Below are 25215 nucleotides of genomic sequence, written 5' to 3' on the forward strand. Positions count from 1 at the left end.
GGCCTATGCCGCCGTCGTTACGATCTCGGCGAGCAGGGCCTCGACCCGGCCGCGGATGTCATCGCGCACTCGGCGCACGGTCTCGAGGTCTTTGCCCGCGGGGTCTTCGAGCTCCCAGTCCTCGTAGCGCTTGCCCGGGAAGATGGGGCACGCGTCGCCGCAGCCCATGGTGATGACGACGTCGGACTCCTTCACCGCGTCGACCGTGAGGATCTTCGGCGTGTTGCCTGTGATGTCGATGCCCTCTTCGGCCATCGCCTCGATGGCGACGGGATTGATGGTGTCTTTCGGCTCCGAGCCCGCGGAGAGCACCTCGACGCGGCCTCGCCCGAGTTCGCGGAGATACCCGGCGGCCATCTGGGAGCGGCCCGCGTTGTGCACGCAGACGAACAGCACAGTGGGGTTTTCAGACATGGTTCCCTCGCTTTCGACATTCAAAGCATAGATCAGCGTCTATCGATTTTCCAGCGGGCCGACGGCGTGGCGGCCGTGTTCATGCAGCATTCACCTCGAGCTCGTCGAGCAACTGCCGCACCCGCGCCTCGATGTCATCACGGATGCCGCGAACCTGCGAGAGCGGCAGCCCCGCCGGGTCGTCGAGCTCCCAGTCGAGATACCGCCGCCCCGGATACACCGGGCAGGCGTCGCCGCAACCCATCGTGATCACGACGTCGGCCGCGCGCACGACCTCGTCGGTCAGTGGCTTCGGATACTCCCCGCCCATCGCGACGCCGATCTCGTCGAGCGCCGTGATGATCGTCGAGCGCACCGCGCTCGCCGGCTCCGACCCCGCCGTGCGTACCCGCACGCGATCGCCGGCGAGATGCCGGAGGATCGCCGCGGCGATCTGCGAGCGGCCCGCGTTCTGCACGCACACGAACAGCACCTCTGGCGGCTCGTCGCCTCGCGGCGCCTGCTCCCGGGCGAGCGCCGTCAGCCGGTCGGCAGCGAACCTGGAGGTGAGCGAGGGGAGGTATCGAGTGATGCGCGAGCGCTCCGCGAGCAGGTCGTGGCTCTCGTGCACGTAGCGTTCGACGGTCTCTCGCGAGAAGACGCCAGCGAAGCGCTGGGCGAGGTCGGATGCCACGCGTTCGAGCACTTCGTCTGACGCGTGGCTCGCGGCATCCGATTGCAGCAGTTCACTCACCCGCTCGGCGGCGGACGGCGCGATCGAATACCAGACCTGGCGGCCCTCGGGCGTGCGCTCGAGCACGCCCTCGTCGAGCAGGGCCTTCACGTGGTGGCTCACGGTGGGCTGGCGCAGTCCGAGCTCGGCGGCGAGCCGGCCGACGAGCGCGCGACCGTCGGGGCTCGCCTCGATGAGCCCGAGGATTCGCAACCGCGTCGGATCAGTCAGCAGACGGATGCCGCGCGCCGTGTCCATCCCATCCATAGACGGAAGTCTATTCGACTGGCCACGGCGATGACCTGCAGGCGACACTCCCGGCTCTCACGCGTCGTGCCTCCGGAACTGCAGGGGATTCGAAGTCATGGGCGCCTATTCGGCCCCTCTGAACCGGAATCCCCTGCATTCCGGGTGTTTGGCCCCGGGGTTACCCGCAGCAGGCGCCGCCGCCGGCGGGCGCGGCATCCGTCGAGCACACGCCCGTGGACGGGAGCACGAGCTCGACGTTGCGCGCCGCGGCCTCGTCGCCCGCGAGCCACGCCGAGATCGAACGCACCTGCTCGTAGCCGGTCGCGAGCAGGAAGGTCGGCGCGCGGCCGTAGCTCTTCATGCCGACGATGAAGAAGTCGCGCTCGGGCTGGGTGAGCTCGGCGAAGCCATGCGGCTCGACGGTGCCGCAGCTGTGCACGTTCGGGTCGATGAGCGGGGCCAGGCGGCGCGGCGCCTCGACGATCTCGTCGAGCTCGAGACGGATCTCGCGCAGCATGTCGAGGTTCGGGCGGAAGCCCGTGGCGTTCACGATGCGATCGGCGACGATGGTCTCGAGGCCGTCGCCGCGGCGGCCGGTGATGCGCGCGGCTCCCGCAGAAGCGGCGGTGGCGTCGGCGGCCGAGTCGGCGACGGTGCGCTCGAGGCGCACGATCTCGAAACGATCGACGAGCTCGATGCGGCCGGCGTCGACGAGCGCATCGACGCGAGCGCCGATCACGGCGCGGGCCTTCAGCTCGTCGTCGGGCGAGGTCGAGACGCGTGCCGCCGTGGCGTTGCGGATGACCCAGGTGATGCGGGTGCCCGGCTCCTGTTCGGCGAGGTCCGCGAGATTGAGCAGTGTGTTCGCGGCCGAGTGCCCGGTCCCGACGACGACTGTGTGACGCCCGGCGAAGGCGGCGCGTTCGCGGCCCAGCACGTCGGGCAGCGCGTGGCTCACGAGCTCGGCGACCTCGGGAAGTCCCAGCGGATCGAGGCCCGACGAGCCGAGGCTGTTCGGCGTGCGGTAGGTGCCCGAGGCATCGACGACGGCGCGCGCGGTGAGCTCCTCGATGCCGGCCGGCGTGTGCACGCGGAGCAGGAAGGGAGCCTGTGCCCGGCCCGTGGTGCGGGTGCGGTCCATGCCCTCGCGTGTGACATCCGACACGGTCGCATTGAACCGGATGCGCGACGCGATCGCGGGCAGCGCGGCGAGCGGCGTGAGGAAGCGTTCGACGAGTTCGGCGCCAGTGGGCAGTGAGTCGGCGGGCGGCTCGGTCCAGCCGGTGTCGGCGAGCAGGCGCCGCGAAACAGGGTCGACGAGGTGCTTCCATGGCGAGAAGAGCCGCACGTGCCCCCACTCGAGCACGCTCGCGCCGATGCGGTCGCCCGCCTCGAGCACCACGAAGTCGATGCCGCGGTCGGTGAGGTTCGCGGCCGTCGCGAGGCCGATCGGACCGGCGCCGATGATGGCGACCGGGAGTCCGTGCAGTCGGGAGGCGGTCGGCTTCGGCGTGGTGAGGTCGATGAGGGTCATCCGCTGTCCTTCGTTCATTGACGTTCGTCGATATACAGAGTGTGGCGACTATATCGACGGATGTCAATATTCCGCTAGACTCGCCTCGTGACCACCATCGACCTGCCCCTCGTCACGCGCGAGACCGCCACCGTCGCAATCGGTTCGGCGCCGGATGCCGCGTGCTGCGGGCCGCTAACCCGCGAGACGATCAGCCCCGCCGACGCCGAGACCTTCGCGCGCCGGCTCAAGGCCCTCGCCGACCCGGTGCGTTTGCGCCTCGTCTCGATCGTGGCCGCCTCCGAGGGGCACGAGGCGTGCGTCTGCGACCTCACCGAACCCGTGGGCTTGAGCCAGCCGACTGTCTCGCACCACTTGAAGATCCTCACCGAAGCGGGCTTCCTCTCGCGCTCGAAGCGCGGCACGTGGGCGTACTACCGGCTCGTGCCGGGCTCGCTCGAGGCGGTCGCAGCACCGCTGGTCTCAGTGTGAGCGCGCCGGTCGCGGCCGTGACCCGCCGGGTCGCGGCCGAGTTCCTCGGCGCCCTGCTGCTCGCGGCGATCGTCGTCGGTTCCGGCATCGCCGCTACCGGCCTCTCGAGCGATGTGGGCGTGCAGTTGCTCATCAACGCGGTCTCGACGGCCCTCGGGCTCTTCGTGCTGATCACCGTGCTCGGCCCGATCAGCGGCGCGCACTTCAACCCGGCCGTCTCGCTCGTCGACCTCGTGCTCGGGCACCGGAGCGCGCGCGAGGTGGGCGCCTACATCTCCGCGCAGATCGCCGGATGCATCGCCGGCGCAATGCTCGCGAACGTCATGTTCGACGCCGCCGCGGTCTCGATCAGCACGACCGACCGCGTGTCGCCCGGCCACCTCGTCGCCGAGATCGTGGCCACCGCCGGACTGATCCTCGCGATCTTCGCGCTCGTGCGCTCGGGGCGGGCGCACCTCGCAGCGGCCGTCGTCGCCGCCTACATCGGATCGGCCTACTTCTTCACGAGCTCCACGAGCTTCGCCAACCCCGCGATCACGATCGGCCGCATGTTCAGCGACAGCTTCGCCGGCATCGCGCCGGGCTCGGCGCCGTGGTTCATCGCTGCGCAGCTCGCGGGCGCGGTGCTCGGGTTGGCGCTCGTGCGCTGGCTGTTGCCGATGCCGATGCCGATGCCGGCGCCGATGCCGATGCCCGCGCCGGCGCGCACTGAGTCGACAGAGGCCGCGCCCTCGACCACCTCATAGCGCGACCGCCTTCGATACGGTGTGAGCATGGCGCATGAACTGGGAACGCTCGACTGGACCGCCGGCAAGTGGACGCGAGAACCGGCCGCAACGCGAACAGCCGACGGCGCACTCACTGCGACCGCGATCGAAGACAGCGACTTCTGGCGCACGACGCACTACGGCTTCGTGCACGACAACGGCCATGCGCTGCTCGCCGACTGGCCCACGGATGTCGCGGTCGAGGTGACCTTCGACGCCTCGAGTCTCACCGCTCTCTATGACCAGGCGGGCCTCATGCTGCACGTCGGCCCCGAGCAGTGGATCAAGTCGGGCCTCGAGCTGTCAGACGGGGTGCTGCACCTCGGCGCGGTCGTCACGAACGGCGTCTCGGACTGGTCGCTCGCGCCGGTGCCCGAGTGGGCCGGACACCTCGTGACCATTCGGGCGAGCCGCGCCGGCGTGGCCGGCGACGCGGTGGTGCTGCGGGCGCGCACCGAGTCGAGCGGATGGCGCACGCTCAGGGTCGCGCCGTTCACCGCCGGCGCGGCATGGGCGGGTCCGCTGCTCTGCGCGCCGATGCGAGCCGACCTCGAGGTGAGGTTCACGCGCTGGGCGCACGTCGCCCTCGACACCGACCTGCACGAGGACCCGCCGATCGCCTGAACTGCCCGACCGAGCAGCGGCGGCCGGGTCGCCCCGACCGCCGCCGCCCGCGCGCTCAGCCGGCCGGTGTGATGTTGTGGTTCTGCCGGAACACGTTGCCCGGGTCGAGCTCGGCCTTCACGCGGCGCAACCGCTCGAGCGTCGCCGGCGGATACATCGCCTGGATGACCTCGTCGCCCCGCTCGACCGAGAAGTTGCCGTAGGTGCCGGTGGTGAAGGCGAGGGCGGCATCGCTGCCGACCTTCGTTGCCGCCACCTGCTCGGGCGTGGCGTCGCCCGGGAGCAGACCGTTCACGATGAGCAGCGCCTCGGCGTCGCGGTGGGCGATCGCCGTGGCATCGGGAGCGACTCGGGAGAATGCCCCGCCGAGCGCCCGCAGCAGGATCATCGTCGGCACCTCGCGATCGAACGCGCCGGCGATCGCAAGGAGCGCCTCATCGGAGAGGTCGGGAACGAACCCGTTGCCGCCGACGAACTGGAACGGCGGTCGACCGGGAGGGGCATCTTCGAGCAGGTCGCCGTAGGCGACGGGCGCGAGCGAGACATTGGTCACCGACGGGAGCGACAGCAGCGGCTCGAGCAGCTCGCGCAGTTGCTCTTCGCTGCCGCGAAGTGCGACGGCGAGCTGCGGACCGGCCGGCATCTCGGGGGCGAACGGCGGGAGCACCATGAGCGTCGAGTTGAGCTCGTCGGGCCCGGCACGCATGACGTCGCGCCAAGCCCGAAGCACCGCGGGAATCTCGGACTGGTCGAACTGCACGTGCCCGCCGACGAGACCGTCGGCCGGGGACGCCTGGAAGACGAACCGCGTCACGACCCCGAAGTTGCCCCCGCCTCCGCGAAGCGCCCAGAACACGTCGGGGTGCTCGTCGGCGTTGACGTTGAGCACCTCACCCGCCGCGGTGACGAGCTCGACCTCGCGGACCGCGTCGACCGTGAGGCCATGCTCGCGCACCAACCAGCCGATGCCGCCCCCGAGCGCGAGCCCGCCGACGCCGACGTCGCGGGTGTCGCCCGAGCTGATGCCGAGCCCGTGTTCGGCGAGAGCCGCGGCGACGTCGCCCCAGCGGGCACCGCCGCCGACGGTGACGAGGCCGTCGGCTCCGACGTCGATCGAGGTGAACTCGGCGAGGTCGACGATGAGCCCGCCGTCGACCGGCAGCATGCCGTGGCCGCCGCTGCGGACGGCGATGGGCAGGCCGGCTGCTGCGGCGAGGCTGACGGCGATCGCGACCTCGTCGGCCGTGTGCGGCCGGACGACGGCGTCGGGTTCGCCGACGCCCGCGAACACGGTACGGCCGGCGTCATAGTGGGTTGCGCCGGGACCATGCGCCCGGCCTGGAACACGCTCACTCAATTCAGAGAGGATGGACATTCCGTCAGTTTGGCAGCGGCCCCCGACATGCGAAACGTTGCTCGCTCAGCGCGGAACTCATCGCTTCGCATACGTGCGTTCCGGGCGGCAACCGCTACTCACCGCTCGGGTGCGCTCGCGCCGCATCGATGACCCACGCGTACGCGAACGCCCGCTCGCGCCACGCGCTGTAGCGTCCTGAGACGCCGCCGTGTCCGGCCGCCATCTCGATCTTCAGCAACGGGTCGGCGCCGCACTCCCGAAGCCGGGCCACCCACTTCGCCGGCTCCACGTAGAGCACTCGCGTGTCGTTCAGCGAGGTCACCGCGAGGATGCGCGGGTAATGGTTCTCGTGCACGTTCTCGATGGGGGAGTACGACTTCATGTAGGCGTACACCTCGGCGTCGTGCAGCGGGTCGCCCCACTCGTCCCACTCGATCACCGTGAGCGGGAGCGACGGGTCGAGGATCGACGTGAGCGGGTCGACGAACGGCACCTCGGCGAGGATGCCGCTGAAGTAGCGCGGCGCCATGTTCGCCACGGCGCCCATCAGCAGTCCGCCCGCGCTGCCGCCCTGGGCCACGAGCCGGTCAGGCGCCGTGATGTCGTTGTCGATGAGGTGGCGCGCGACGGCGACGAAGTCGGTGAACGTGTTGCGCTTCTCGAGCTTCTTGCCGTTCTCGTACCAGAGCCGGCCCATCTCGCCGCCGCCGCGCACGTGCGCGACCGCGAAGATCATGCCGCGATCGAGAAGCGAGAGCCGGGGGATGCCGAAGCCCGGATCGATCGAGTGCTCGTACGAGCCATAGCCGTAGAGCAGCGTCGGCGCGGGATCGCCGAGGCTCACGAGATCGTGCCGATACACGAGCGACACCGGGATGCGCGTGCCGTCGTCGGCGATCGCCCATTCCCGTCGCTGCGTGTAGCGCGCTGGGTCGTAGTCGCCGAGCACGGGCTGGCGCTTGCGGAGCCGCCGCTCACCCGTGGCCACGACGATGTCGTACACGGTCGAGGGCGTCACGAAGCTCGTGTAGCCGATGCGCAGGGTCGGCTGCTCCCACGAGGGGTTGCCGCCCACGCCCACTGAGAAGAGCTCCTCGTCGAAGGTGAGCTCGTGCAGGGCGTCGTCGGCACGCGCGTCGGCCGGCAGACCGGCGGGCGGCACCTTCGCGATGGCGACCCTGGGCAGACCCTCGCGGCGGTACTCCACGGCGACGAAGTCGCGGAACGCGTCGACGCCCTCGAGCCGCACGTCGGGATTGTGCGGCAGCAGCATCCGCCGGTCGCCTCGGGGGTCGGATGCCGCGACGCTCACGAGCTCGAAGTTCACGGCCCCGTCGTTGTGCACGATGAGCAGGCGATCCTTCCCGCCGGCCACGATGTGGTCGACGTCGTACTCGACGCCGTCTTTGCGCGGCCAGACGACCCCGAATTCGCCGGTCGGGTCGGCTGTGTCGAGCAGCCACGTCTCGCTCGTGATGTTCGAGCCGGCCTCGATCACGAGGTACTTGCGGCTGCGGGTGAGGCCGACGCCGAGCCAGAAGCGCTCGTCGGGCTCGTGGAAGACCGAGACGTCGTCGGATGCCGCGGTGCCGACCTCATGCCGCCAGATGGTGTCGGGCCGCCACGACTCGTCGACGGTCGCATAGAAGAGGTAGCGCCCGCTCGGGTCGAAGACGGCGCCGGCGGCCGTGCCCTCGATGACGTCGGTGTATGCACGGTCGGTGCCGTCGATCGCGCGCAAGCGGATCGTGTAGCGCTCGTCGCCCTCGGTGTCGATGGCGTAGAGGAGCGTCGATCCGTCGATCGTCACGTCGAAGCTGCCGAGCGAGTAGAAGTCGTGGCCCGCGGCCTCGGCGTTGTCGTCGAGGAGCACCTGCTCGCCGGGCAGGGTGCCGCTCGCGGCATCCGTCAGCTCGTCTTCGCCGGCGGCGGGCAGCACTGGCGGCTCCCAGTCGTCTGGACCGGCGATCGGAGCGCGGCAGTGGATGGCGTACTGCTCGCCCTCGACCGTGCGGGAGTAGTACCACCAGTCGCCCTCGCGGTTCGGCACGCTGAGGTCGGTCTCCTTGGTGCGCGCCTTGATCTCCTCGAAGATCTGCTCCTGGAGGATCGCGAGGTGCTCGGTCTTCGCCTTCGTGTAGGCGTTCTCGTGGTGGAGGTGCGCGACGACGGCCGGATCGTCCTTCGCTCGGAGCCACTCGTAGTCGTCGACCACGGTGTCGCCGTGGTGCACGCGCTGGATGGGTCGCTTCTCGGTTGTAGGAGGAGTCAGCACGTGTCCACGCTACGCCCTCGCCTCGAGCGGTTCACGCGCGGTTCGCGAGATTCGCGAGGTTAGGTTAGCCTTTGCTAATCCACTCGTTCCATCCCGGGAGACGCGCGTGCTCGCCAACTACCTGATCGGCCTTCGCGAAGGCCTCGAAGCAGGGCTCATCGTCGGCATCCTCATCGCCTACCTCGGCAAGATCGAGCGGCGCGACCTGTTCGGACGGCTCTGGTTCGGCATCGGCATCGCCGTGGCGATCTCGCTCGGCGTCGGCGCGATCCTCACGTGGGGTCCCTACGCGCTGAGCTTCCAGGCGCAGGAGATCCTCGGTGGCACGCTCTCGATCGTGGCGGTGGCGCTCGTCACGTGGATGATCTTCTGGATGGGCACGCACGGCGCCGGCCTGTCGAAGGAGCTCCGCGGTCAAGTGGATGCCGCGGTCGACCGCTCGTGGTTCGCGATCGTGCTGCTCGGCGCGCTCGCCGTCGGGCGCGAGGGCATCGAGACCGCCCTCTTCGTGTGGGCGAACGTCGCCGGAGGCAGCGATCCCGTGCTCGGCACGACCGGCGCGGTGCTCGGCATCCTCACCGCGGTGGTCATCTCGTGGGGCATCTCACGTGGACTCGTTCGCATCAACCTCTCCGTCTTCTTCACGTGGACAGGGCTCTTCCTCGTGCTCGTCGCCGCCGGGGTGCTCGCGTACGGCATCGGCGACCTGCAGGAGGCATCCGTCATCCCCGGGTGGGGGCAGCCCGCGTACAGCCTCGTCGCCGCCGTGCCGCCCGGCAGCTGGTACGGCACGCTCCTCGCCGGCATCTTCAATTTCACGCCCGAACCCACGTGGGCGCAGGCCATCGGATGGCTCGTCTACGTCTCCATCACGACGACGCTCTACCTCGGCATGCTCCAGCGGCGGCGTTCCGGTGGTCGAGTAGCGAGCGCAGCACGCGTATCGAGGCCACCCGCGCCGACCACGCCCACAACGACCACCCCCACCCCGATCAGGAGCAACACATGACCCGACGTGCCCTCGCGGCATCCGCTGCCGTGACCGCACTCGCGCTCGCCCTCTCGGGGTGCGTCGCGAAGTCCGACCTCGCCGCGGCGATCGCCGTCGACATCACCGACGACGGATGCGCCGTGGCGACCTCGACGGCCGATGCCGGCGCAGTGACGTTCACCCTCGCCAACAACGGCAGCGACGTGAACGAGTTCGAGATCCTCGCCGACGACCAGTTGCGCATCATCGGCGAGAAGGAGAACGTGACGCCGGGTCAGGAGGTCGAGTTCGTCGCGCAGCTCGCACCCGGCACCTATTACACGGCGTGCAAGTTCCAGCAGGTGGGCGCTCCCGTCGGGCTCGCCGAGTTCACGGTCACCGGTGAGGCATCCGCCGTCTCGGCCGACGAGCAGGCGCTCGCCGACCAGGCCGTGACCGAGTACATCGCCTACGTTCGCTCGCAGGCTGCCGAGCTCATCCCCGCCGTCGAGGCGTTCGCCGCCGCGTACGCCGCGGGCGACGACGAGACCGCGCGTTCGCTCTTCGCTGCGACGCGCGTGCCGTACGAGCGCATCGAGCCGACCGCCGAGGCGTTCGGCGACCTCGACCCGAAGATCGACTTTCGCGAGGTCGACGCCGTGGCCGACGGCCTCGACTGGACGGGCTTCCACCGCATCGAGAAGGACCTCTGGCCGCCGGCCGCGGGTGACCTGAACTCCGACGGCCAGGACGCGCTCGCCGACTGGGCGCCGTCGACGCCCGAGGAGCGCCAGGCCTTCGCCGACGGTCTCGTCGCGGATGTCACCGAGCTGCACGACCTCGTGACCGCCGACGACTTCGCGGTATCGCTCGACGCGATCTCGAACGGCGCGATCGCCCTCCTCGACGAAGTGGCCTCCGGCAAGATCACGGGCGAAGAGGACTGGTGGTCGGGCACCGACCTCTCCGACTTCGCCGCGAACGTGCAGGGCGCCGGCGTCGCGTTCGGCGCGGTGCGCGCGCTCGCCGAGTCGAAGGGACCCGAGGGTGAGGCGCTCGCCGCCGAGATCGACGAGCAATTCGTCGCGCTCGAGGACGCCCTCGCGGAATACGGATCGCTCGAGGCCGGCTTCGTGAACTACGCCGAGCTCACCGACGCCGACAAGAAGGCACTCAGCGACCAGGTGAACGCCCTCGCCGAGCCCCTCTCGCAGCTCACCCAGACGGTGCTCGGGGTCTGATGGAAGCGGATCCGCACGCGGGCGTGAGCCGCCGGCAGCTCCTCGGCCTCTTCGGCGCTGGAGCCGCCGGCGCCGCCGCCGGCGCGGCCGGGGGAGCGGGCGTCGCGATCGCCGCGACGGGCGCGCCGACGGGTGGGGCCGGCGCCGCGGCATCCGTCTACCCCTTCTTCGGCGACCACCAGGCCGGCATCGTCACGCCCGCGCAAGACCGGTTGCACTTCGCCGCCTTCGACGTGAGCTCCACGCTCGATCGCGCCGGGCTCATCGAGCTGCTCACGGAGTGGACGGATGCCGCGGCGCGCCTCACCCAAGGGCTCGAGGTCGTCGATGGCGGTGCCGTCGGCGGATCCGATTACGCGCCGCCGGCCGACACGGGTGAAGCGCTCGGTCTCGCTGCAAGCGGCCTCACGATCACGTTCGGGTTCGGACCGGGCCTCTTCACCGACGCCGACGGCAACGACCGCTTCGGCATCGCCGCCCACCGGCCCGCGGCGCTCGAACCACTGCCGCGCTTCCAAGGCGACGCGCTGCAGCCCGAGCGCAGCGGCGGCGACCTCTGTATCCAGGCGTGCGCCGACGACCCGCAGGTCGCCGTGCACGCGATCCGCAACCTCAGCCGGATCGCCTTCGGTCGCGCGAGCCTGCGCTGGTCGCAGCTCGGCTTCGGCCGCACGTCCTCGACGTCGACCGCGCAAAAGACGCCGCGCAACCTCTTCGGGTTCAAGGACGGCACCGCCAACGTGAAGGCCGAAGAGGGTGAAACCCTCGACGAGCAGGTGTGGGTCGCGGCATCCGACGAACCGGCCTGGCTCGCCGGCGGCTCGTACCTCGTCGCGCGCCGCATCCGCATGATCATCGAGAATTGGGACCGCGTGCAGCTCGGCGAGCAGGAGATGCTCGTCGGCCGCTCGAAGGGCGAAGGCGCACCGCTGTCGGGCGGCACCGAGTTCACCGAGCCCGACTTCGACGCGACCGGCGCGGCCGAGAAGCCCCTCATCGACACGAATGCGCACGTGCGGCTCGCGCACCACTCGGGCAACGGCGGAGCACGGATGCTGCGCCGAGGCTACAACTTCGTCGACGGCAACGACGAGCTCGGCCGCCTCGACGCGGGCCTCTTCTTCCTCTCGTTCCAGCGCTCGCCCGAGCAGTTCATCACCGTGCAGCGGAGCCTCGCAGCCGACGGCCTCAACGAGTACCTGAAGCACGTAGGCTCGGCGATCTTCGCCGTTCCGGGCGGCATCGCCGAGGGCGAGTTCGTGGGCCAGGCGCTGTTCGCCTGAGCGCTCGCCCCGTTTGCGGGACTCACGAACTGCCCGCCACGTCGTGCAGGATGGTAGCCAGGGGGGTGACGCTTCCTCGCCTCCCGAAGGGCCGAAACGTGAACGGGTGGCGGTACAGCCGATCGCGTTGGGGAAGCAGGCATGAGCGGAAAGAGAGTCGGGATCACCGACGTCGCGGCCGCTGCCGGGGTGTCGATCACCACGGTGTCGCATGCCCTGAGCGGCCAGGGCAAGGTGAACGATCGAACGCGACAGCGGGTCATCGATATCGCGGCTGAGCTCGGCTATGCCCCGAACCGGCTTGCCAGCGGGCTGCGCTCGAAGCGCACGGGGGTCATCGGCCTCGTGAGCGACGAAGTGGCGACGACGCCGTTCGCCGGGCGAATCGTGCTCGGCGCCCAAGAGGCGGCATCCGATCGCGGCTGGCTGCTCGTGGTCGTGAACTCGGGCAACGACCGGCTCATCGAGCAGCGGCAGATCGACACGTTGCTGGCGCAGCAGGTCGACGCGATCGTGTACGCGACCATGTACCACCGTCCGTCCTCATTGCCGGCAGCACTGCGCACGATCCCCGCCGTTCTCGTGAACACGCGAGACGAGGGCTTCGATACATCGTGGATCGTCCCCGACTCGTTCAACATCGGTAGGGATGCCACGCGCCACCTGATCGATCACGGGCACGAACGCGTCGCCCACCTCACGATCGAGCAGCCAGGGCTCGGGAGGGACGGCCGTGTCGACGGATATCGTGCGGCGATGGAGGAGCACGGGCTCTCACCGATCATCGTGAGCACGCCCGAGGGCGCGACGGCCGCCGGCGGACGCGAGGCCGCCGAACAGCTGTTCGAGCGGCATCCCGATGTGACCGCGGCATTCTGCTTCAACGACCAGATGGCCATGGGCCTCTACCAGGTCGCGGCGCTGCGCGGCGTGCAGGTGCCCGACGATCTCTCGGTGGTCGGCGTCGACAACCTCCAGCTCGTCGCGGGCGCGCTGCTCCCGGGACTGACCACCATTGCGTTGCCCCACTACGAGATGGGGCGATGGGCCATCGAGCAGGTCGAGCGCCTGCTCGAGCAGGAGGAGGCCACGCCTGTTCATGAGCGATACCGCTGCGAGCTCGTCGAGCGCGATTCGGTGGCCCGCCTTCGCGGCTGAAGCAAGATCCGAATCAGGATCGGCCGAGGTCAGCCGGTCTTCGTCCAGTCGAGGTTGATGACGTCGCCGATGTAGACGGTCTCGCCGAAGTCGTGGATCTGCGGGTTCATGCGCAACAGCTGCTGCTGCGGTAGCTCGAAGCGCTGCGCGATGTCGAAGAAGTGGTCGCCCTCGACGACGGTGTAGCTCACGGGCATCCCGTTGCCGTCGGTCACGGGTGTGCCGTTGGCACCCGTCGTCGCGCCGACGTCGTAGGCCGGCCCCCATTCGACGACCGGCGCCGGCGCGTTGGGCACGGGCTCGGCCGGCGGCGCCGGCTCGGCGGCGGGCGGCGCCGGAGCGGCCGTGGGCTCGGGCGCCGGCGTCGCGGTGACCGTCGCCGTGATCGTCACGGGTGGCGGTGTGGGTATCGGGGGTGCGGTGCATCCGCTCAGGAGGAGTGCCGTAAGGCTCGCGGATGCCGCTGCCATGCCGATGTTGCGCGCCACACGGCCCCCCGCCGATGCCGATGGCGCCCCCCGTTGCGGCGCCCGTCGCACCACTCTATCCGGCTCCCCGCGGAGTGCGGATCGACTCCATCCGTTACCCGCGGAGCGCGGATTGGCGCAGACGCCAGCGCTCGTACTCGAGCCACGGGTCGTCGACGCCCGCGCCGACCTCGGCGAGATGCGCCAGCAGCGCGTCGTGCACGGCGAACCACTCGGTGCCCGGATAGCGGTGCGCCGCGAACTGCTCGTGTCGTCGCCGCTCGAGGGCGCGTCCGCCACGCTCGAACGCGAGCACCACGTCGTGCGGGATGCCCGCGAGCCGTAGCCCGGGATTCGCCGAGGTGCCGATCTTGATCTGGTCGCGATACCGGATGTAGTAGACGACCTCGACCCTCGGACGCTCGAACTCGTCGTCGGGGATGTCGCCCACCCGCCACTCGCATTCGGCGCAGAGCCATCCCGACGGATACCGCACGCCGATGCGCGAACCGCAGGCCAGGCAGGGGCTCGGCAGCAGGTCGACGACACCGGCGTCGCGAGCCACCCAGTCGTAGGCGACGAGCAAGTGCTCGTTGCACAGGTTCAGCGGCGCATCGGCGTCGACCGGGCCCAAGCACGGGCGCCCATCGGCGAGCACGATGCCACATCGGCTCATGCCAGCAGGGTAGCCCCGCCCGCCGACAAGCACCTGTGGAAAGCGTGGTTGGAACGCGCGGTTGGTCAGCGCGGCGCGAGCAGGTGGCCGGCCTTCCGACCGACCACCTGGCTCGATCACGCCGCGGTCATACTGCTGTGCGTCCGCGTGGCGTGCGCGCCCTGGTCGTCGCCAGGTTCCGCCCGACGAATATGCCGAGAAGGACCATGCCGACGCCGAGCACGAGGTGCAGCCAGCCGTCTGCGGCGTTCATCGGCACGAAGTTCGCGGGGTTGTCACCGGTCACGATGAGGCCGTAGACCCAGAGCACGAGATACACCACGCCGCCCCAGATCAGGAAGTTCCGCGATCCGGCTGCGCTTCGGGCGAAGGCCAAGCCGGCGACACCGAAGAGCAGGTGCACGATGTTGTGGAGAATCGACACCTGGAACACACCGAGGAGCAGGGCACCTGATTCGTGGCCTGCGAAGGTCATGGTCTCGACGCCGGTCGTGAGTCCGGGGATGAATCCGGCGATGCCGACGAGGAGGAACACGATCCCGACGACCAGTGCGGTTTTCTGCACTGCGGTCTCTGCGTAGCCGCGGTCGGCGACGCTCCTGGTTTCACTCATGGTCTGCCTCCTTCGGTTGGTCGCGATCTCGTCGCGACTGCAGTTCAACTGCACCACGAGTGGCCCCATTTGCGTAGACCCTTGACATTCGCTGGGAGTCCGGTCCACGCTTTCCACGCTGATGTGAGCAATTCGCCCCCGCCATAGCCGGTGTGCTCAGGCGAGCGCGAGCAGTGCCTCGCGAATGCGATCGAGGCCCTCGGCGAGCAGCGTGTCGCCGGGGCCCGCGTACCCGAACACGATGCCGGGCTGCTCGTCTCCTGGCACCGCCGAGTAGTCGGCGAGGGGCGCGACGGCCACCCCTTCGGCGGCGAGCCGGGCGACGACGGCGACGGATGCCGCGTGGCTCGCGAGCCCCACCACCGCATGCAGGCCGCCGTCGAGTCCCGAGAGCGGTGCCCGGTCTATGCCGTCGAGGGCATGTAGCACGAGTCGCCGCCGGTGCGCGTAGTCGCGCCGGGTCACCGCGATGTGCCGGCGCACGGCCCCGCTCGCGAGCAGCGCAGCGACCGCCTCTTGCGCGACGCCGGGCACCGGGCACGGCTCGTCGGCCCGGATGTCGCCGATCGCCTCGCGAAGCCCCGAGCCCCGCGGCAGCACGAGGTAGCCGAGCCGGAGCGAAGGCGTCAGCACCTTCGAGAAGCTGCCAACGAGCACGACGCGCTCGCCGCGATCGAGCGAGGCGAGCGCGGGCAGGGGAGCGCCGAGGTGGCGGAACTCGCTGTCGTAGTCGTCTTCGATGACGAGCGCGCCGGCGGCGCGCGCCCACTCGAGCAACTCGAGCCGCGCGGCCACGGGAAGGCGCCCGCCGAGCGGGTACTGGTGACTCGGCGTGACCATGACGGCATGCAGCGGAGGTGGCATCCGTGCGAGTGACTCGACGACGAGTCCGTCGGCGTCGACGGCCACCGGCACCGTGCGGGCGCCGCGGTGCTCGAGCGTCCGCCGAGCCGAAGGGTAGCCGGGATGTTCGACGGCAATCACGGGCATGCCGTCGACCACCAGGCGGAGAGCGGATGCCGCGAGTGCCACGGCCTCGCTCGTTCCCGCCGTGACGACGACGTCGTCGGCCGAGCACGCCACCCCGCGGGCCTGCCGCAAGTGGTCGGCGATCTCGGCGCGGAGGCGCGGCACCCCGAACGGCAGCGGCGGCCCTGCGGGGATCTCGAGCGATGCGGCGTGCCGCCAGGCCGCGCGCCAGGCGCGGGTGTCGAGCCGCGCGGTCGAGGGGCGCCCGGGAAGCAGGTCGACGTGCGCGCGGATGGTGCCATCGGCACTCGGCGGAGGCGCCGCGGCATCCGTCGATCCGCCCGCCTGCCGGCCCGGCTTCGTCGGTGCCGTTGGAGCAATCGGGCTCGCCGCGACCGCCGCCCGATCATGCTCGATCGCCGCGACGCGCGTGGCCGCGCCCTGCCGCATCTCGAGGTAGCCCTCGCCGGCGAGTTGCTCGAACGCCGCGACGACCGCGCTGCGCGAGACGCCGAGCTCCGACGCGAGCGCCCGCGTCGACGGAACCGGATCGCCGGGGCGCAGCGAACCCGTGAGGATGCCGCGCCGAAGTCCGGCGACGAGCTGCACCCCGATCGGCTGGGCAGCGTCGCGGTCGATGACGAGCAGGGGGCCGTCCATGCGTCCTCCTCAACTGGACTGGTCGTTGCCGCGTGAAGTGGACTGCCGAGGCGACCAGTATGCCCGCGACACTAGCAGCGTGACCATGACGAACACCAGTGCCCAGCGTCGCATCCGCCGCCTCGCCGAGCGCCAGACCCACGACCGCGACGCGCTCTTCGAGCTGCTCGACAGCGAGCTCGTCGGCCACCTCGCGGCATCCGTCGACGGCACGCCCGTCGTCGTGCCCATGGGATTCGCGCGCGACGGCGAGCACGTGCTCGTGCACGGCTCGACCGGCGGCGGGTTCGCCCTGCGCGCCGCGGCCGAGGGGGCGATGGTGGCCTTCGCCGTCACCGCGCTCGACGGGCTCGTGTTCGCGCGCTCGCTCTTCGACAGCTCGATGAACTACCGCAGCGCGGTCGTCTACGGGGTGCTCGAACCGGTCGAGGGCGAGCGAGCGGATGCCGCCCTGTTGGCACTCTCGGAGAAGCTCATGCCGGGCCGCTCCGCCGAAGTGCGCGCGATGACCCGCAAGGAGGTCGCGGCCACTCGCGTGCTGCGCCTCTCGCTCGACGACGTGGTCATGAAGGTGCGCGCAGCCGGGCCGTCGGAGGCGGCCGACGACGGCGAGGACCACACGACCTGGGCCGGCGTGGTGCCGCTCGGGCGCGCCTGGGGAGCGCCTGTTCCCTCCGGGCTGACACCTGCCGGCACCCTGACACCGAAATCGGTGGCGGCACTGGCGACATCGAATGCCGCGAACTGAAGACTCGACTGCTGGAAAGGGGGTGCGTGATGTTCGCAACCATGCTCGTCATCGGACTGATCGCCGCACTGGCGATCGCCGCTGCGTTCGTGCAGTTCCGGCGCGACGGCTACCACCGTACGCCGACGCTGCAGCGCTGAGCTGAAGAAACGACCAGTCGCGCTCGACCCCACACCCTCCTCAGGCCGTGGAACTCCACGGTCTGAGGCGCGCCCGCCTCCTCGTATGGAGAAATAGGGCGATCGCCCGATGAGCGGGTGGGGCCTTAGCGAGCACGCTGGAGACATCCGGTCGGAGAGGCCGGATCGAAAACCTGGAGGAATCATGCAGTTCTCGGCTGATCTCGTCGCCCTGCAGATGCACCGCGCCGACGTGCACCGCTCCGAGCGGGAGCTCGCCGTGCGACGCAGCATCGAGGAGCGGCGCTCGGGCGACGCGACGTCGTCGCCCGAGGCGGCGCCGAGCCGTAACCGCGGACACCACTTCGCGGTGCGCCTCGCCCTGCGATGACTGCGCGGGTCGCCGTGCCCGACGCGGCCTCCCTCGGTGTCGGCGGTACGTGGGACGATGAATCAGTGACCATGTCAGCGCCGGCCATGATCGGCCGACACGCCGACCTCGCGAGGCTCGAAGCACGCCTCGACGAGGTGCGTGCCGGCGCCCCGTTCACCGTCATCATCGGCGGCGAGGCGGGCATCGGCAAGACCCGGCTCGTGCGCGAGTTCACGGCGGGGCTCGCGTCAGACGTCCGACTGCTCGCCGGTCAGTGCGTCGACCTCGGCAGCGTCGCTGCGCCGTATGCGCCGGTGAAGACCGCATTGCGCACCCTCGTCTCCGAGGTCGGCGCCGATCGCGTGCTCGAGGCGGTCGGCCCCGGGCGCGCCGCGTTCGTGGCGCTCCTGCCCGAGCTCGCGGCATCCGGTGCCGACACCGACACTGCGCCGGCGCCGGCTGGCGCGGCCGCCAGCCAGCTGCACGAGGCCATCGCGGTGCTCCTCGAGACGTTCTCGCGCGAGCGGCCCATCGTGTTCGTCATCGAAGACCTGCACTGGATCGACGCGGCGAGCCTCGCGCTGCTGCGCTTCCTCATGCGCGCGCTCGGGTCGAGCCGCGTGCTCACCGTGCTGAGCTACCGCACCGAAGACGTCACGCGAGGCCACCCGGTGCGGGCATTCCTCTCCGAAGCCGAGCGCGACCGCTGGGTCGAGCGCCTCGAGCTCAGCCGGCTCACCCGTGCGCAGGTGCGCAAGCTCGCGAAGTCCCTCATCGTCGACACGACACCGAGCCAGAGCGTGCTCGACACGCTGTTCCGCCGCAGCGACGGCGTGCCGTTCTTCGTCGAAGAGCTCGTCGGCATCGACGGATGCCGCGACGAGGGCTTCGTGCCCGACACCCTCCGTGAGCTCCTGCTCGCCCGCTACGAACGTCTGCCCGAATCGGCCCAAGAGCTGCTGCGCCTCATCTCCACTGGCGGCGTGCGTGTCTCCCACGCCCTGTTGTCCAAGGTCTACGCCGGCACAGCAGATGAACTCGACGCCGCGGCTCGTCAGAGTGTGCTCTTCGGAGTGCTCACGATCGAGGGCGACGACTACGCCTTCCGCCACGCACTTGTGCGTGAGGCGATCCTCTCCGACCTGCTTCCGGGTGAGCGCGCGCGCTTCCATGCGCGATACGCCGAGGCCTACGAGGCGATGGCTGCGGCCGGCACGAGGCGACTCGCGGCCGAGATCTCCTTCCACTGGCTCGGTGCGCACGACGCGGTGCGAGCGTTCCCCGCGACGATGCAGGCGATGCGTGAGGCTCGTGACGCCGCCGCCTATGAGACCGCAGCCCAGCTCGGCGAACGCGCCCTCGGCTTGTGGGACGTCGTGCCCGATCCAAAGCAGGCCGCCGGCATGGGCAAGCTCGAGCTCATGGGCCGCACCGCCTCGCACCTGCGCAACGCAGGGGAGGGCGAACGCAGCCTCGCCCTCGTGAAGGCCGCGCTCGCCGAATGCCCGCGCGACGATCCGCACTATCCGAGACTGTTGCGCGACAAGGCGCTCAACCTCGCGAACGTCGGACGCGGTGGGTCGATTCCCCTGCTCGAAGAGGCCCTCGAGGTGCTCGGCGACGAACCGAGCGAACTGCGAACCACCACCTACACGGGGCTCGCCGGGCGGCTCATGATCGAAGGCCGTCTCGACGAGGCGCTCGAGACGGCCGAGCGGGCGCTCGACATGGCGCTCGAGATCGGGTCGCCGCGATTCGCGTCGATCGCCACGAACATCGCCGGCGTGAGCCGAGCCCAGCGAGGCGAGGTCGAGCATGGCATCGAGGTGCTCGAGCGCGCCCGCGTGCTCGCCGAGGGTGATGGCGGCGCGCTGCTGCGGTACTGGGTGAACGCCTCCGACCTGCACTACCTCGTCGGCAATCATCGCGAAGCGGTGCGGCTCGCTGAAGAGGGTCTCGCGGCCGCGCGCACGCAAGGCGTCGAGCGCAGCTCGGGCGTCATCCTCGCCTCCAATGCCGTCGATCCCCTCTTCGCTCTCGGCGAGTGGGACCGTGCGCAAGAGCTCATCGATCGCGCCATCGCCCTCGACCCGCCGGCCCCGTTCACCGCCTACCTGCAGCGCGCGCGCATCTGGTCGCTGCTCTGGCGAGGCGACCCGGCCGCAGCCGCTGAAGCCTTGCGGGCGTCGCGCAGCTTCATGGCCCCCATCATGGAGGTCGAGATGCAGACGCGACTCGGCGTCGCGCGGGTCGCCGCCGACATCGCCCTCGCGAACGGCGATCTCGTTGCAGCCTGGCGCGAGGTTCGCGGCCTCCTGCATGAACGACTACTCCCGTTGCCGGGCTATGCACTGCCGATCATCTGGGCGGGCGGGCGCCTCATCGCCGACGCGCACCGACACCCCGACGCCGTGCCGGCCGACACCGCGTCCGAGATCGCCGCGGCCGAGCCGGCCCTGCGCTCGCTTCTCGGCCGCTTCGGGTTCTGGCCGAGCCAGCCGCTGTGGGGTGCGTTCTTCGAGGCCGAGCTCGCCGGCGCGGCATCCGAGGGGCCCGGCACCGACATCGCGGCGTGGCGCGATGCGGTCACCGTCGCTGCAGGTCCCACGGCCCCGGTCTACCTCGCCGCGTACGCCCTGCTCCGACAGGGCGAGGCGGAGCTCGCGGCGGGCGACCGGGTCGCGGCGCGCGCGACGCTGCAAGCGGCGTTCGACGTCTCCGAATCGAGTGGCGTGGGCGCCGTGCGTGACCGCGTCGTGCGGGTCTGCGGGGCGGCAGGGCTCGGTCTCGACGATGGATCGACGGCCGCCGACGGCGGCACAGCGGCGGGCGTGGCCGATCCGGCGACTGCGGCGACGGCAGAGCTCACCGCGCGCGAGCGCCAGGTGCTCGAACTCATCGCCGAGGGTCTCAGCAACCGGCAGATCGGCGAGCGCCTCTTCATCAGCGGCAAGACGGCGAGCGTGCACGTCTCGGCGATCCTCCGCAAGCTCGGCGCCGCGACCCGCACCGAAGCGGCGTACCGGGCGGGCGCGCTGAGCTGACGCGCGCCGGGCAGCCGTGCGCGCCAGGTCACCCCGAGTTGCCAGTTCTGGCCGCATTGATCTCGTCCTCGCGGCCTCAAGTGGCAACTCGATTCGGCGACTGGAATGAGTGCGCGCGGCGCGCTGACTCAGCCCGCGACGTCCGTAGCCCGCTCGACCTTCGCGATCGCGAGCGGCGCGAGCCGGAAGGAGCTGACGTTGGTGATCCCGCCGACCGACTCGACCGAGAGCCCGTTTGCGCCCGGCGCACCGAAGACGAGGCTCGACAACGCCGACTCGCCGTCGTTCACGAAGACCTCCACCGAGGAGGCGTCGACGACGACATCGAGGGTCACGACCCCGTCGCGAGACGGCGCGGGAGCCGTGCGCGTCTCGCGGTAGACGTCGGGCATGTCGGCGGCTGCGGCATCCGCTTCGCGTGACACGAAGGCGACGCCCGCCCGGAAGTCGACGCCGACCGTGGCGAACGAGCCGTCGCCCTCCTTGATGCGGAACCGCACCTCCGACGCCGGGTCGCGCGGGTCGGGCGCGACCTCGAGGCGGAGCCGGTAGGCGTCGGAGCTCGGCGGGGGGAGCCGTGTGGCTGCGGCATCCGTTGCGGCATCCGTCACGCGCAGATCGGTGCGGGTCTCCGCCTCACCCTCGAGCGAGTCGAGCGCGCCGGCAGGCGTCGAGACGAGCGTCGGCCGCCCGTCGACGTTGCGGAGCCCGAGCTCGCGCACGATCGAGTCGGCGCCGCCGTGCCAGTCGTCGGTCGGGAGGTCGCCGGCGTACGCCCAGTTGTTGAGCCAGCCGATCGCGTACCTGGACCCGAGCCGTTCGGCCTCGGGCAGGCGAGGGTCGTCCCAGGTGACGGTCGCGTAGAAGTCGGCGCCGCGATCGAGCCAGGCGGGCTCCTCGTCGTCGGCGACGAACGACGTGCCGTCCCACTCGCCCGTCCAGTAGGCGGTGCCGGTCGTCATGCCGTGCTCGCCGCCGTTGACGCCGGCTGCGAGCACCCACTTCGTGTTCGAGGGGTCACCGTCGACCGACATCTGGAACAGGTCGGGGCACTCGAGGATGCCGACGTCGTCGCGTGCGAATGCCGAGCGGTAGGTCCAGTCCTTGAGGTCGGGTGAGGTGTAGAACCCGAGCTTGTTCCCCTCGGCGAGGACCATGAGCCACGCCCCGCTCGCGTCGTCCCAGATGATCTTCGGGTCGCGCCAGTGGGCTTCGCCGGGGTTGTCCATGACGGGGTTGCGCTTGTACGGCTCGAACCGGTAGCCGCCGTCGGTCGAGACGAAGAGCGACTGCCGCTGGACGCCCTCGAGTTGCTGGGTCATGATGGCGATGACGGCCCCGGCGCCGAAGCCGGCGGTGTTCTCGGTGTCGATCACGGCGCTGCCGGTCTCGATGTCGCCGAGTCCGTTGTCGTACTTCTCGATCGCGACGCCCTCCTCGCGCCAGTGCACGAGGTCGGTGGAGGTCGCGTGGTACCACTCGGTGCCGTTCCCCTCGGGGTAGTCGCCGTTGTAGAGGTAGTAGTAGTGCCAGCGGCCATCGAGCCAGAACGGCCGCTGCGGGTCGTTCATCCAGCGCTCACCGGGCGTGAGGTGCACCGCCGGGCGGTACGGTGACCAGTCCGCAGGGCGCTGGTACTCAGGCGCTGGGCCAGCGGATGCCTCGGGGGTCGGCGCGGGCCCACCCGAACGGCCGCCGGGGGCCAGCACGAGTGCGAGCACCACGCCGGTGGCCGCCACGACCGCGACGATCACCCAGGTGAGCGATCGCGGCCAGCGCCGCAAGCGCGAACGCGCAGCGGCGAGCCACGCGGCGGGTCTCGGTCGTGGTCGTTCCCGAGCACGCTCGGGCGCGCCCGGCGGCGCGTCGCGTGGGTGTGCTGGGTTCATGATCTTCCGTCGTGGTTCGAACACCGCCGACACTCGAGCCCACTTGCAAGGCCGTCCGTCTTGCAAGGGCGTCCGTCGAAATCGGCCGTGCGGCTTCGCAGCTGTCTGTTGGGAGAAGCGCAAGCGCCAGTCAAGGAATCGGTGGCCACGCTAACCCCGACCAAATCGTTTTGCAAACTTCTCCTCGAATCTCGAACGAATGAGAGCGCGACCATCGGCGACAGGGCGGCGATCAATCCGATCTCCATGCGAACGCATCGATTTCGGCGTCCCCGGTTGTGACTTGACAGCGTTCTGAGCCTGCGCATAGGTTCCTGTCTCGGGGGAAGCGCAACGTCACGTTCTCGAGGATTCGTCCACCGCTCAGATCGGTCACGAAGGAGAGCGAAGAACGTGAACACATCACACTGTGCATCGAGCACGCCATATCCAGCTCGCGCCGTGCGCATACCGACGACTCCGTTCGCCGACTGATGACGCACGACGACTCCCGATCGATCGGCTGACGCCGAACGAGTCGGGCACTGCGGAGTCGGATGCCGTGACCGCGACCACGTACGGTCGCCGCATCCGTCCCCGCAATCGCCGCACACGCCGCGGCGATCCACGGATGGTCCCGCGTTGGGATCCTCCACCCATCCACGGACGAACCGTTCGTCGGATGCCGACTGCGCGCGGCCATGGCCACGACCGTGTCTCGGGAGATCGAATTCCCGCGGATCGGGCAGCAGCCGGTCCCTTCACTATGAAAGGCGAGTACATGTCAACACCCACTCGGCGCTTCAAGCGCCTGATCACCGGAGGAGTGGTCACGACCGGAGTTCTGGTCGCGACCCTCTTCACCGGCACGGCCGGAGCCGTTGCTGCCCCGGATGTGCAGCCCGGCCCGGAGCCCACCGTGCACACCCAGGAGGCGTACGCACCCGAGGACGACTTCACCGCGAAGTGGACCCGCGCCGATGCCCGGCAGCTCCAGCGGCTGTCGGACCCGACTGCGGGCCCCCGTGAGAACTCCATGCCCGACGCGCTCACCATGCCGGAGGTTCCGCAGGACTTCCCCGACATGTCGAACGGCGAGGTGTGGGTCTGGGACACTTGGCCGCTGACCGATGAGGACGGCAACCAGTACAGCATCAACGGCCAGGAGATCATCTTCTCGCTCGTGGCCGACCGCAGCCTCGGCTTCGACGACCGCCACGTCTTCGCGAAGATCGGCTACTTCTTCCGTCCGGCCGGCATTCCGGCCGAGGAGCGGCCCGAGAACGGCGGCTGGACCTACGGCGGCCTCGTCTTCGACGAGGGTGTCACGGGGCAGATCTTCGAGGACCAGTCGTACAGCCACCAGACCCAGTGGTCGGGATCCGCGCGCATCATGAAGGGCGGCGAGATCAAGCTCTTCTTCACGGATGTCGCCTTCTACCGTGACGCCGCCGGGAACGACGTCAAGCCGTACGACCCGCGCATCGCGCTCAGCGTCGGCAAGGCGCACGCCAACAAGAACGGCGTGAAGCTCACGGGGTTCGACAAGGTCACCGACCTCCTCCAGGCTGATGGCACGTACTACCAGACCGGTGAGCAGAACCCGTTCTTCAACTTCCGCGACCCGTTCACCTTCGAGGACCCGGCGCACCCGGGCGAGACCTACATGGTCTTCGAGGGCAACTCGGCCATGGAGCGCGAATCCGCGCAGTGCACGGAGGAGGACCTCGGCTACCGCGAGGGCGACCCCAATGCCGAGACGGTCGAGGAGGTCAATGCCTCGGATGCGACCCTCAACATCGGGAACATCGGCCTCGCGAAGGCGAAGAACGACGAGCTCACCGAATGGGAGTTCCTGCCGCCGATCCTCTCGGCGAACTGCGTCACCGACCAGACCGAGCGGCCGCAGTTCGTGTTCAAGGACGGAAAGTCCTACCTCTTCACGATCAGCCACCGCAGCACGTTCGCGGAGGGCCTCGACGGACCCGAGGGCGTTTACGCATTCGTCGGCGACGGTATCCGTAGCGACTTCCAGCCGCTGAACAGTGGTTCGGGCCTGGCGCTCGGCAATCCGACGAACCTGAACTTCGCCGGTGGCCAGCCGTTCGCACCCGACTTCAACCAGCACCCCGGTCATTTCCAGGCGTACTCGCACTACGTCATGCCGGGTGGGCTGGTGCAGTCGTTCATCGACACGATCGGTACGAGCGACAACTTCGTGCGCGGCGGCACGCTCGCCCCGACCGTGAAGATCGACCTCGATGGTGCCAGCAGCGCCGTCGACTACTCCTACGGCGGCGACGGCTTGGGAGGCTGGGCTGACATCCCGGCGAACATCGACGTCAATCCTGGCGGCAAGGTGCAATAGCAACCGCGGGCACGGATGCTCCGAGGCCGTCGGGCCTCGGGGCATCCGAGTGCGGGTGGGAGGCGGCGGTCAGCATGCCGCGTCCCACCCGCATGCCTGCTGTGGCGGTGTTTCGGGTTGTGCGTCGCGGGTCGGGGGCTCGCCGGGCGCGGTATGGCGTGGTCTAGAGGACCAACGCGGGCATGGCGCCCATGATGCCTACTGCGAGCACGCCGAGCGCGGCGAGTGCAGCAACTGCTCCGGCCGCGGCGGCGG

Annotated in this window: 21 protein-coding genes; 11 read left to right on the forward strand and 10 right to left on the reverse strand. The window is 70.0% G+C overall.

Annotated elements, in window-relative coordinates; genetic code table 11:
• Positions 1–3 precede the first annotated feature (3 nt).
• From QFZ29_RS18365 to QFZ29_RS18375, 3 genes are all read right to left on the reverse strand, one after another.
• Positions 4–414, reverse strand: coding sequence for an arsenate reductase ArsC (locus tag QFZ29_RS18365; RefSeq protein WP_306895855.1), 411 nt, complete (start codon positions 412–414; stop codon positions 4–6).
• A gap of 79 nt (positions 415–493) precedes the next feature.
• Positions 494–1393 carry a metalloregulator ArsR/SmtB family transcription factor gene (locus tag QFZ29_RS18370; RefSeq protein ID WP_306895857.1) on the reverse strand — a complete coding sequence of 300 codons (900 nt, stop codon included), beginning with the start codon at positions 1391–1393 and terminating at the stop codon, positions 494–496.
• A 160-nt stretch (positions 1394–1553) separates the two neighbouring features.
• Entirely contained in the window at positions 1554–2909 is a 1356-nt protein-coding gene (locus QFZ29_RS18375) for an NAD(P)-binding domain-containing protein (protein WP_306895858.1), read from the reverse strand.
• A gap of 138 nt (positions 2910–3047) precedes the next feature.
• Between QFZ29_RS18375 and QFZ29_RS18380 the strand changes: the two genes are divergently transcribed.
• The 3 genes from QFZ29_RS18380 to QFZ29_RS18390 are packed head-to-tail and all read left to right on the forward strand — an operon-like array spanning position 3048 to position 4771.
• Positions 3048–3380 carry an ArsR/SmtB family transcription factor gene (locus QFZ29_RS18380; RefSeq protein ID WP_306896806.1) on the forward strand — a complete coding sequence of 111 codons (333 nt, stop codon included), beginning with the start codon at positions 3048–3050 and terminating at the stop codon, positions 3378–3380.
• Positions 3377–4126, forward strand: coding sequence for an aquaporin (locus QFZ29_RS18385; RefSeq protein ID WP_306895861.1), 750 nt, complete (start codon positions 3377–3379; stop codon positions 4124–4126). The genes QFZ29_RS18380 and QFZ29_RS18385 overlap by 4 nt, the downstream gene beginning before the upstream one ends.
• A gap of 27 nt (positions 4127–4153) precedes the next feature.
• On the forward strand, positions 4154–4771 hold the full coding sequence (locus QFZ29_RS18390) for a DUF1349 domain-containing protein (protein WP_306895862.1): 618 nt from the start codon (positions 4154–4156) through the stop codon (positions 4769–4771).
• A 55-nt stretch (positions 4772–4826) separates the two neighbouring features.
• On the opposite strand, the gene QFZ29_RS18395 is transcribed toward QFZ29_RS18390, so the two are convergent.
• Both QFZ29_RS18395 and QFZ29_RS18400 read right to left on the reverse strand, forming a co-directional pair.
• A complete protein-coding gene (locus tag QFZ29_RS18395) occupies positions 4827–6146 on the reverse strand; it encodes an FAD-binding oxidoreductase (protein WP_306895864.1) in 1320 nt (439 codons plus the stop codon).
• A 94-nt stretch (positions 6147–6240) separates the two neighbouring features.
• Positions 6241–8403 carry a S9 family peptidase gene (locus QFZ29_RS18400; RefSeq protein WP_306895866.1) on the reverse strand — a complete coding sequence of 721 codons (2163 nt, stop codon included), beginning with the start codon at positions 8401–8403 and terminating at the stop codon, positions 6241–6243.
• Between the two features lie 106 nt (positions 8404–8509).
• Between QFZ29_RS18400 and efeU the strand changes: the two genes are divergently transcribed.
• The 4 genes from efeU to QFZ29_RS18420 all read left to right on the forward strand — a co-directional run bounded on the left by efeU (position 8510) and on the right by QFZ29_RS18420 (position 13055).
• Positions 8510–9412, forward strand: coding sequence for an iron uptake transporter permease EfeU (gene efeU, locus QFZ29_RS18405; protein ID WP_306895868.1), 903 nt, complete (start codon positions 8510–8512; stop codon positions 9410–9412).
• Positions 9409–10614, forward strand: coding sequence for an iron uptake system protein EfeO (gene efeO, locus QFZ29_RS18410; protein ID WP_306895870.1), 1206 nt, complete (start codon positions 9409–9411; stop codon positions 10612–10614). The genes efeU and efeO overlap by 4 nt, the downstream gene beginning before the upstream one ends.
• Positions 10614–11897 carry an iron uptake transporter deferrochelatase/peroxidase subunit gene (gene efeB, locus QFZ29_RS18415; RefSeq protein ID WP_306895872.1) on the forward strand — a complete coding sequence of 428 codons (1284 nt, stop codon included), beginning with the start codon at positions 10614–10616 and terminating at the stop codon, positions 11895–11897. Before efeO ends, efeB begins: the two co-directional genes overlap by 1 nt.
• 141 nt (positions 11898–12038) lie before the next feature.
• Entirely contained in the window at positions 12039–13055 is a 1017-nt protein-coding gene (locus QFZ29_RS18420) for a LacI family DNA-binding transcriptional regulator (RefSeq protein WP_306895874.1), read from the forward strand.
• A gap of 29 nt (positions 13056–13084) precedes the next feature.
• Here QFZ29_RS18420 and QFZ29_RS18425 read toward each other — a convergent pair whose 3' ends face one another.
• From QFZ29_RS18425 to pdxR, 4 genes are all read right to left on the reverse strand, one after another.
• Positions 13085–13543 (reverse strand): LysM peptidoglycan-binding domain-containing protein, encoded by a 459-nt coding sequence (locus QFZ29_RS18425; RefSeq protein WP_306895876.1) that lies wholly within the window; start codon positions 13541–13543, stop codon positions 13085–13087.
• A gap of 94 nt (positions 13544–13637) precedes the next feature.
• Positions 13638–14198: a GIY-YIG nuclease family protein gene (locus tag QFZ29_RS18430; RefSeq protein ID WP_306895877.1), complete on the reverse strand. Its 561-nt coding sequence runs from the start codon at positions 14196–14198 to the stop codon at positions 13638–13640.
• Between the two features lie 127 nt (positions 14199–14325).
• Positions 14326–14811 carry a DUF4383 domain-containing protein gene (locus QFZ29_RS18435; protein ID WP_306895878.1) on the reverse strand — a complete coding sequence of 162 codons (486 nt, stop codon included), beginning with the start codon at positions 14809–14811 and terminating at the stop codon, positions 14326–14328.
• Positions 14812–14967: 156 nt separating this feature from the next.
• Positions 14968–16440 (reverse strand): MocR-like pyridoxine biosynthesis transcription factor PdxR, encoded by a 1473-nt coding sequence (pdxR, locus tag QFZ29_RS18440; protein WP_306895880.1) that lies wholly within the window; start codon positions 16438–16440, stop codon positions 14968–14970.
• Between the two features lie 85 nt (positions 16441–16525).
• On the opposite strand from pdxR, the gene QFZ29_RS18445 reads away from it, so the two are divergent.
• The 3 genes from QFZ29_RS18445 (at position 16526) to QFZ29_RS18455 (ending at position 20724) form a co-directional block, all read left to right on the forward strand.
• Positions 16526–17188, forward strand: a complete 663-nt coding sequence (locus QFZ29_RS18445) for a pyridoxamine 5'-phosphate oxidase family protein (RefSeq protein ID WP_306895883.1) — start codon at positions 16526–16528, stop codon at positions 17186–17188.
• 324 nt (positions 17189–17512) lie between these two features.
• Positions 17513–17698 carry a hypothetical protein gene (locus tag QFZ29_RS18450; protein ID WP_306895885.1) on the forward strand — a complete coding sequence of 62 codons (186 nt, stop codon included), beginning with the start codon at positions 17513–17515 and terminating at the stop codon, positions 17696–17698.
• A gap of 71 nt (positions 17699–17769) precedes the next feature.
• A complete protein-coding gene (locus QFZ29_RS18455) occupies positions 17770–20724 on the forward strand; it encodes a helix-turn-helix transcriptional regulator (RefSeq protein WP_306896808.1) in 2955 nt (984 codons plus the stop codon).
• A gap of 128 nt (positions 20725–20852) precedes the next feature.
• Here the strand turns inward: QFZ29_RS18455 and QFZ29_RS18460 are convergent, their stop codons facing one another.
• On the reverse strand, positions 20853–22613 hold the full coding sequence (locus QFZ29_RS18460) for a glycoside hydrolase family 32 protein (protein WP_306895889.1): 1761 nt from the start codon (positions 22611–22613) through the stop codon (positions 20853–20855).
• Between the two features lie 760 nt (positions 22614–23373).
• Between QFZ29_RS18460 and QFZ29_RS18465 the strand changes: the two genes are divergently transcribed.
• Positions 23374–24960, forward strand: coding sequence for a glycoside hydrolase family 68 protein (locus QFZ29_RS18465; protein ID WP_306895890.1), 1587 nt, complete (start codon positions 23374–23376; stop codon positions 24958–24960).
• Positions 24961–25215 lie beyond the last annotated feature (255 nt).

This window comes from Agromyces albus (assembly GCF_030815405.1).
GTDB lineage: Bacteria > Actinomycetota > Actinomycetes > Actinomycetales > Microbacteriaceae > Agromyces > Agromyces albus_A.

Bases quoted from the DNA above. Each gene is read 5' to 3' on its own strand.
- QFZ29_RS18365 (WP_306895855.1), bottom strand. From the start codon at position 414: ATGTCTGAAAACCCCACTGTGCTGTTCGTCTGCGTGCACAACGCGGGC.
- QFZ29_RS18370 (WP_306895857.1), bottom strand. From the start codon at position 1,393: ATGGATGGGATGGACACGGCGCGCGGCATCCGTCTGCTGACTGATCCG.
- QFZ29_RS18375 (WP_306895858.1), bottom strand. From the start codon at position 2,909: ATGACCCTCATCGACCTCACCACGCCGAAGCCGACCGCCTCCCGACTG.
- QFZ29_RS18390 (WP_306895862.1), top strand. From the start codon at position 4,154: ATGGCGCATGAACTGGGAACGCTCGACTGGACCGCCGGCAAGTGGACG.
- QFZ29_RS18395 (WP_306895864.1), bottom strand. From the start codon at position 6,146: ATGTCCATCCTCTCTGAATTGAGTGAGCGTGTTCCAGGCCGGGCGCAT.
- efeO (WP_306895870.1), top strand. From the start codon at position 9,409: ATGACCCGACGTGCCCTCGCGGCATCCGCTGCCGTGACCGCACTCGCG.
- efeB (WP_306895872.1), top strand. From the start codon at position 10,614: ATGGAAGCGGATCCGCACGCGGGCGTGAGCCGCCGGCAGCTCCTCGGC.
- QFZ29_RS18420 (WP_306895874.1), top strand. From the start codon at position 12,039: ATGAGCGGAAAGAGAGTCGGGATCACCGACGTCGCGGCCGCTGCCGGG.
- QFZ29_RS18430 (WP_306895877.1), bottom strand. From the start codon at position 14,198: ATGAGCCGATGTGGCATCGTGCTCGCCGATGGGCGCCCGTGCTTGGGC.
- QFZ29_RS18435 (WP_306895878.1), bottom strand. From the start codon at position 14,811: ATGAGTGAAACCAGGAGCGTCGCCGACCGCGGCTACGCAGAGACCGCA.
- pdxR (WP_306895880.1), bottom strand. From the start codon at position 16,440: ATGGACGGCCCCCTGCTCGTCATCGACCGCGACGCTGCCCAGCCGATC.
- QFZ29_RS18445 (WP_306895883.1), top strand. From the start codon at position 16,526: ATGACGAACACCAGTGCCCAGCGTCGCATCCGCCGCCTCGCCGAGCGC.
- QFZ29_RS18450 (WP_306895885.1), top strand. From the start codon at position 17,513: ATGCAGTTCTCGGCTGATCTCGTCGCCCTGCAGATGCACCGCGCCGAC.
- QFZ29_RS18455 (WP_306896808.1), top strand. From the start codon at position 17,770: ATGTCAGCGCCGGCCATGATCGGCCGACACGCCGACCTCGCGAGGCTC.
- QFZ29_RS18460 (WP_306895889.1), bottom strand. From the start codon at position 22,613: ATGAACCCAGCACACCCACGCGACGCGCCGCCGGGCGCGCCCGAGCGT.
- QFZ29_RS18465 (WP_306895890.1), top strand. From the start codon at position 23,374: ATGTCAACACCCACTCGGCGCTTCAAGCGCCTGATCACCGGAGGAGTG.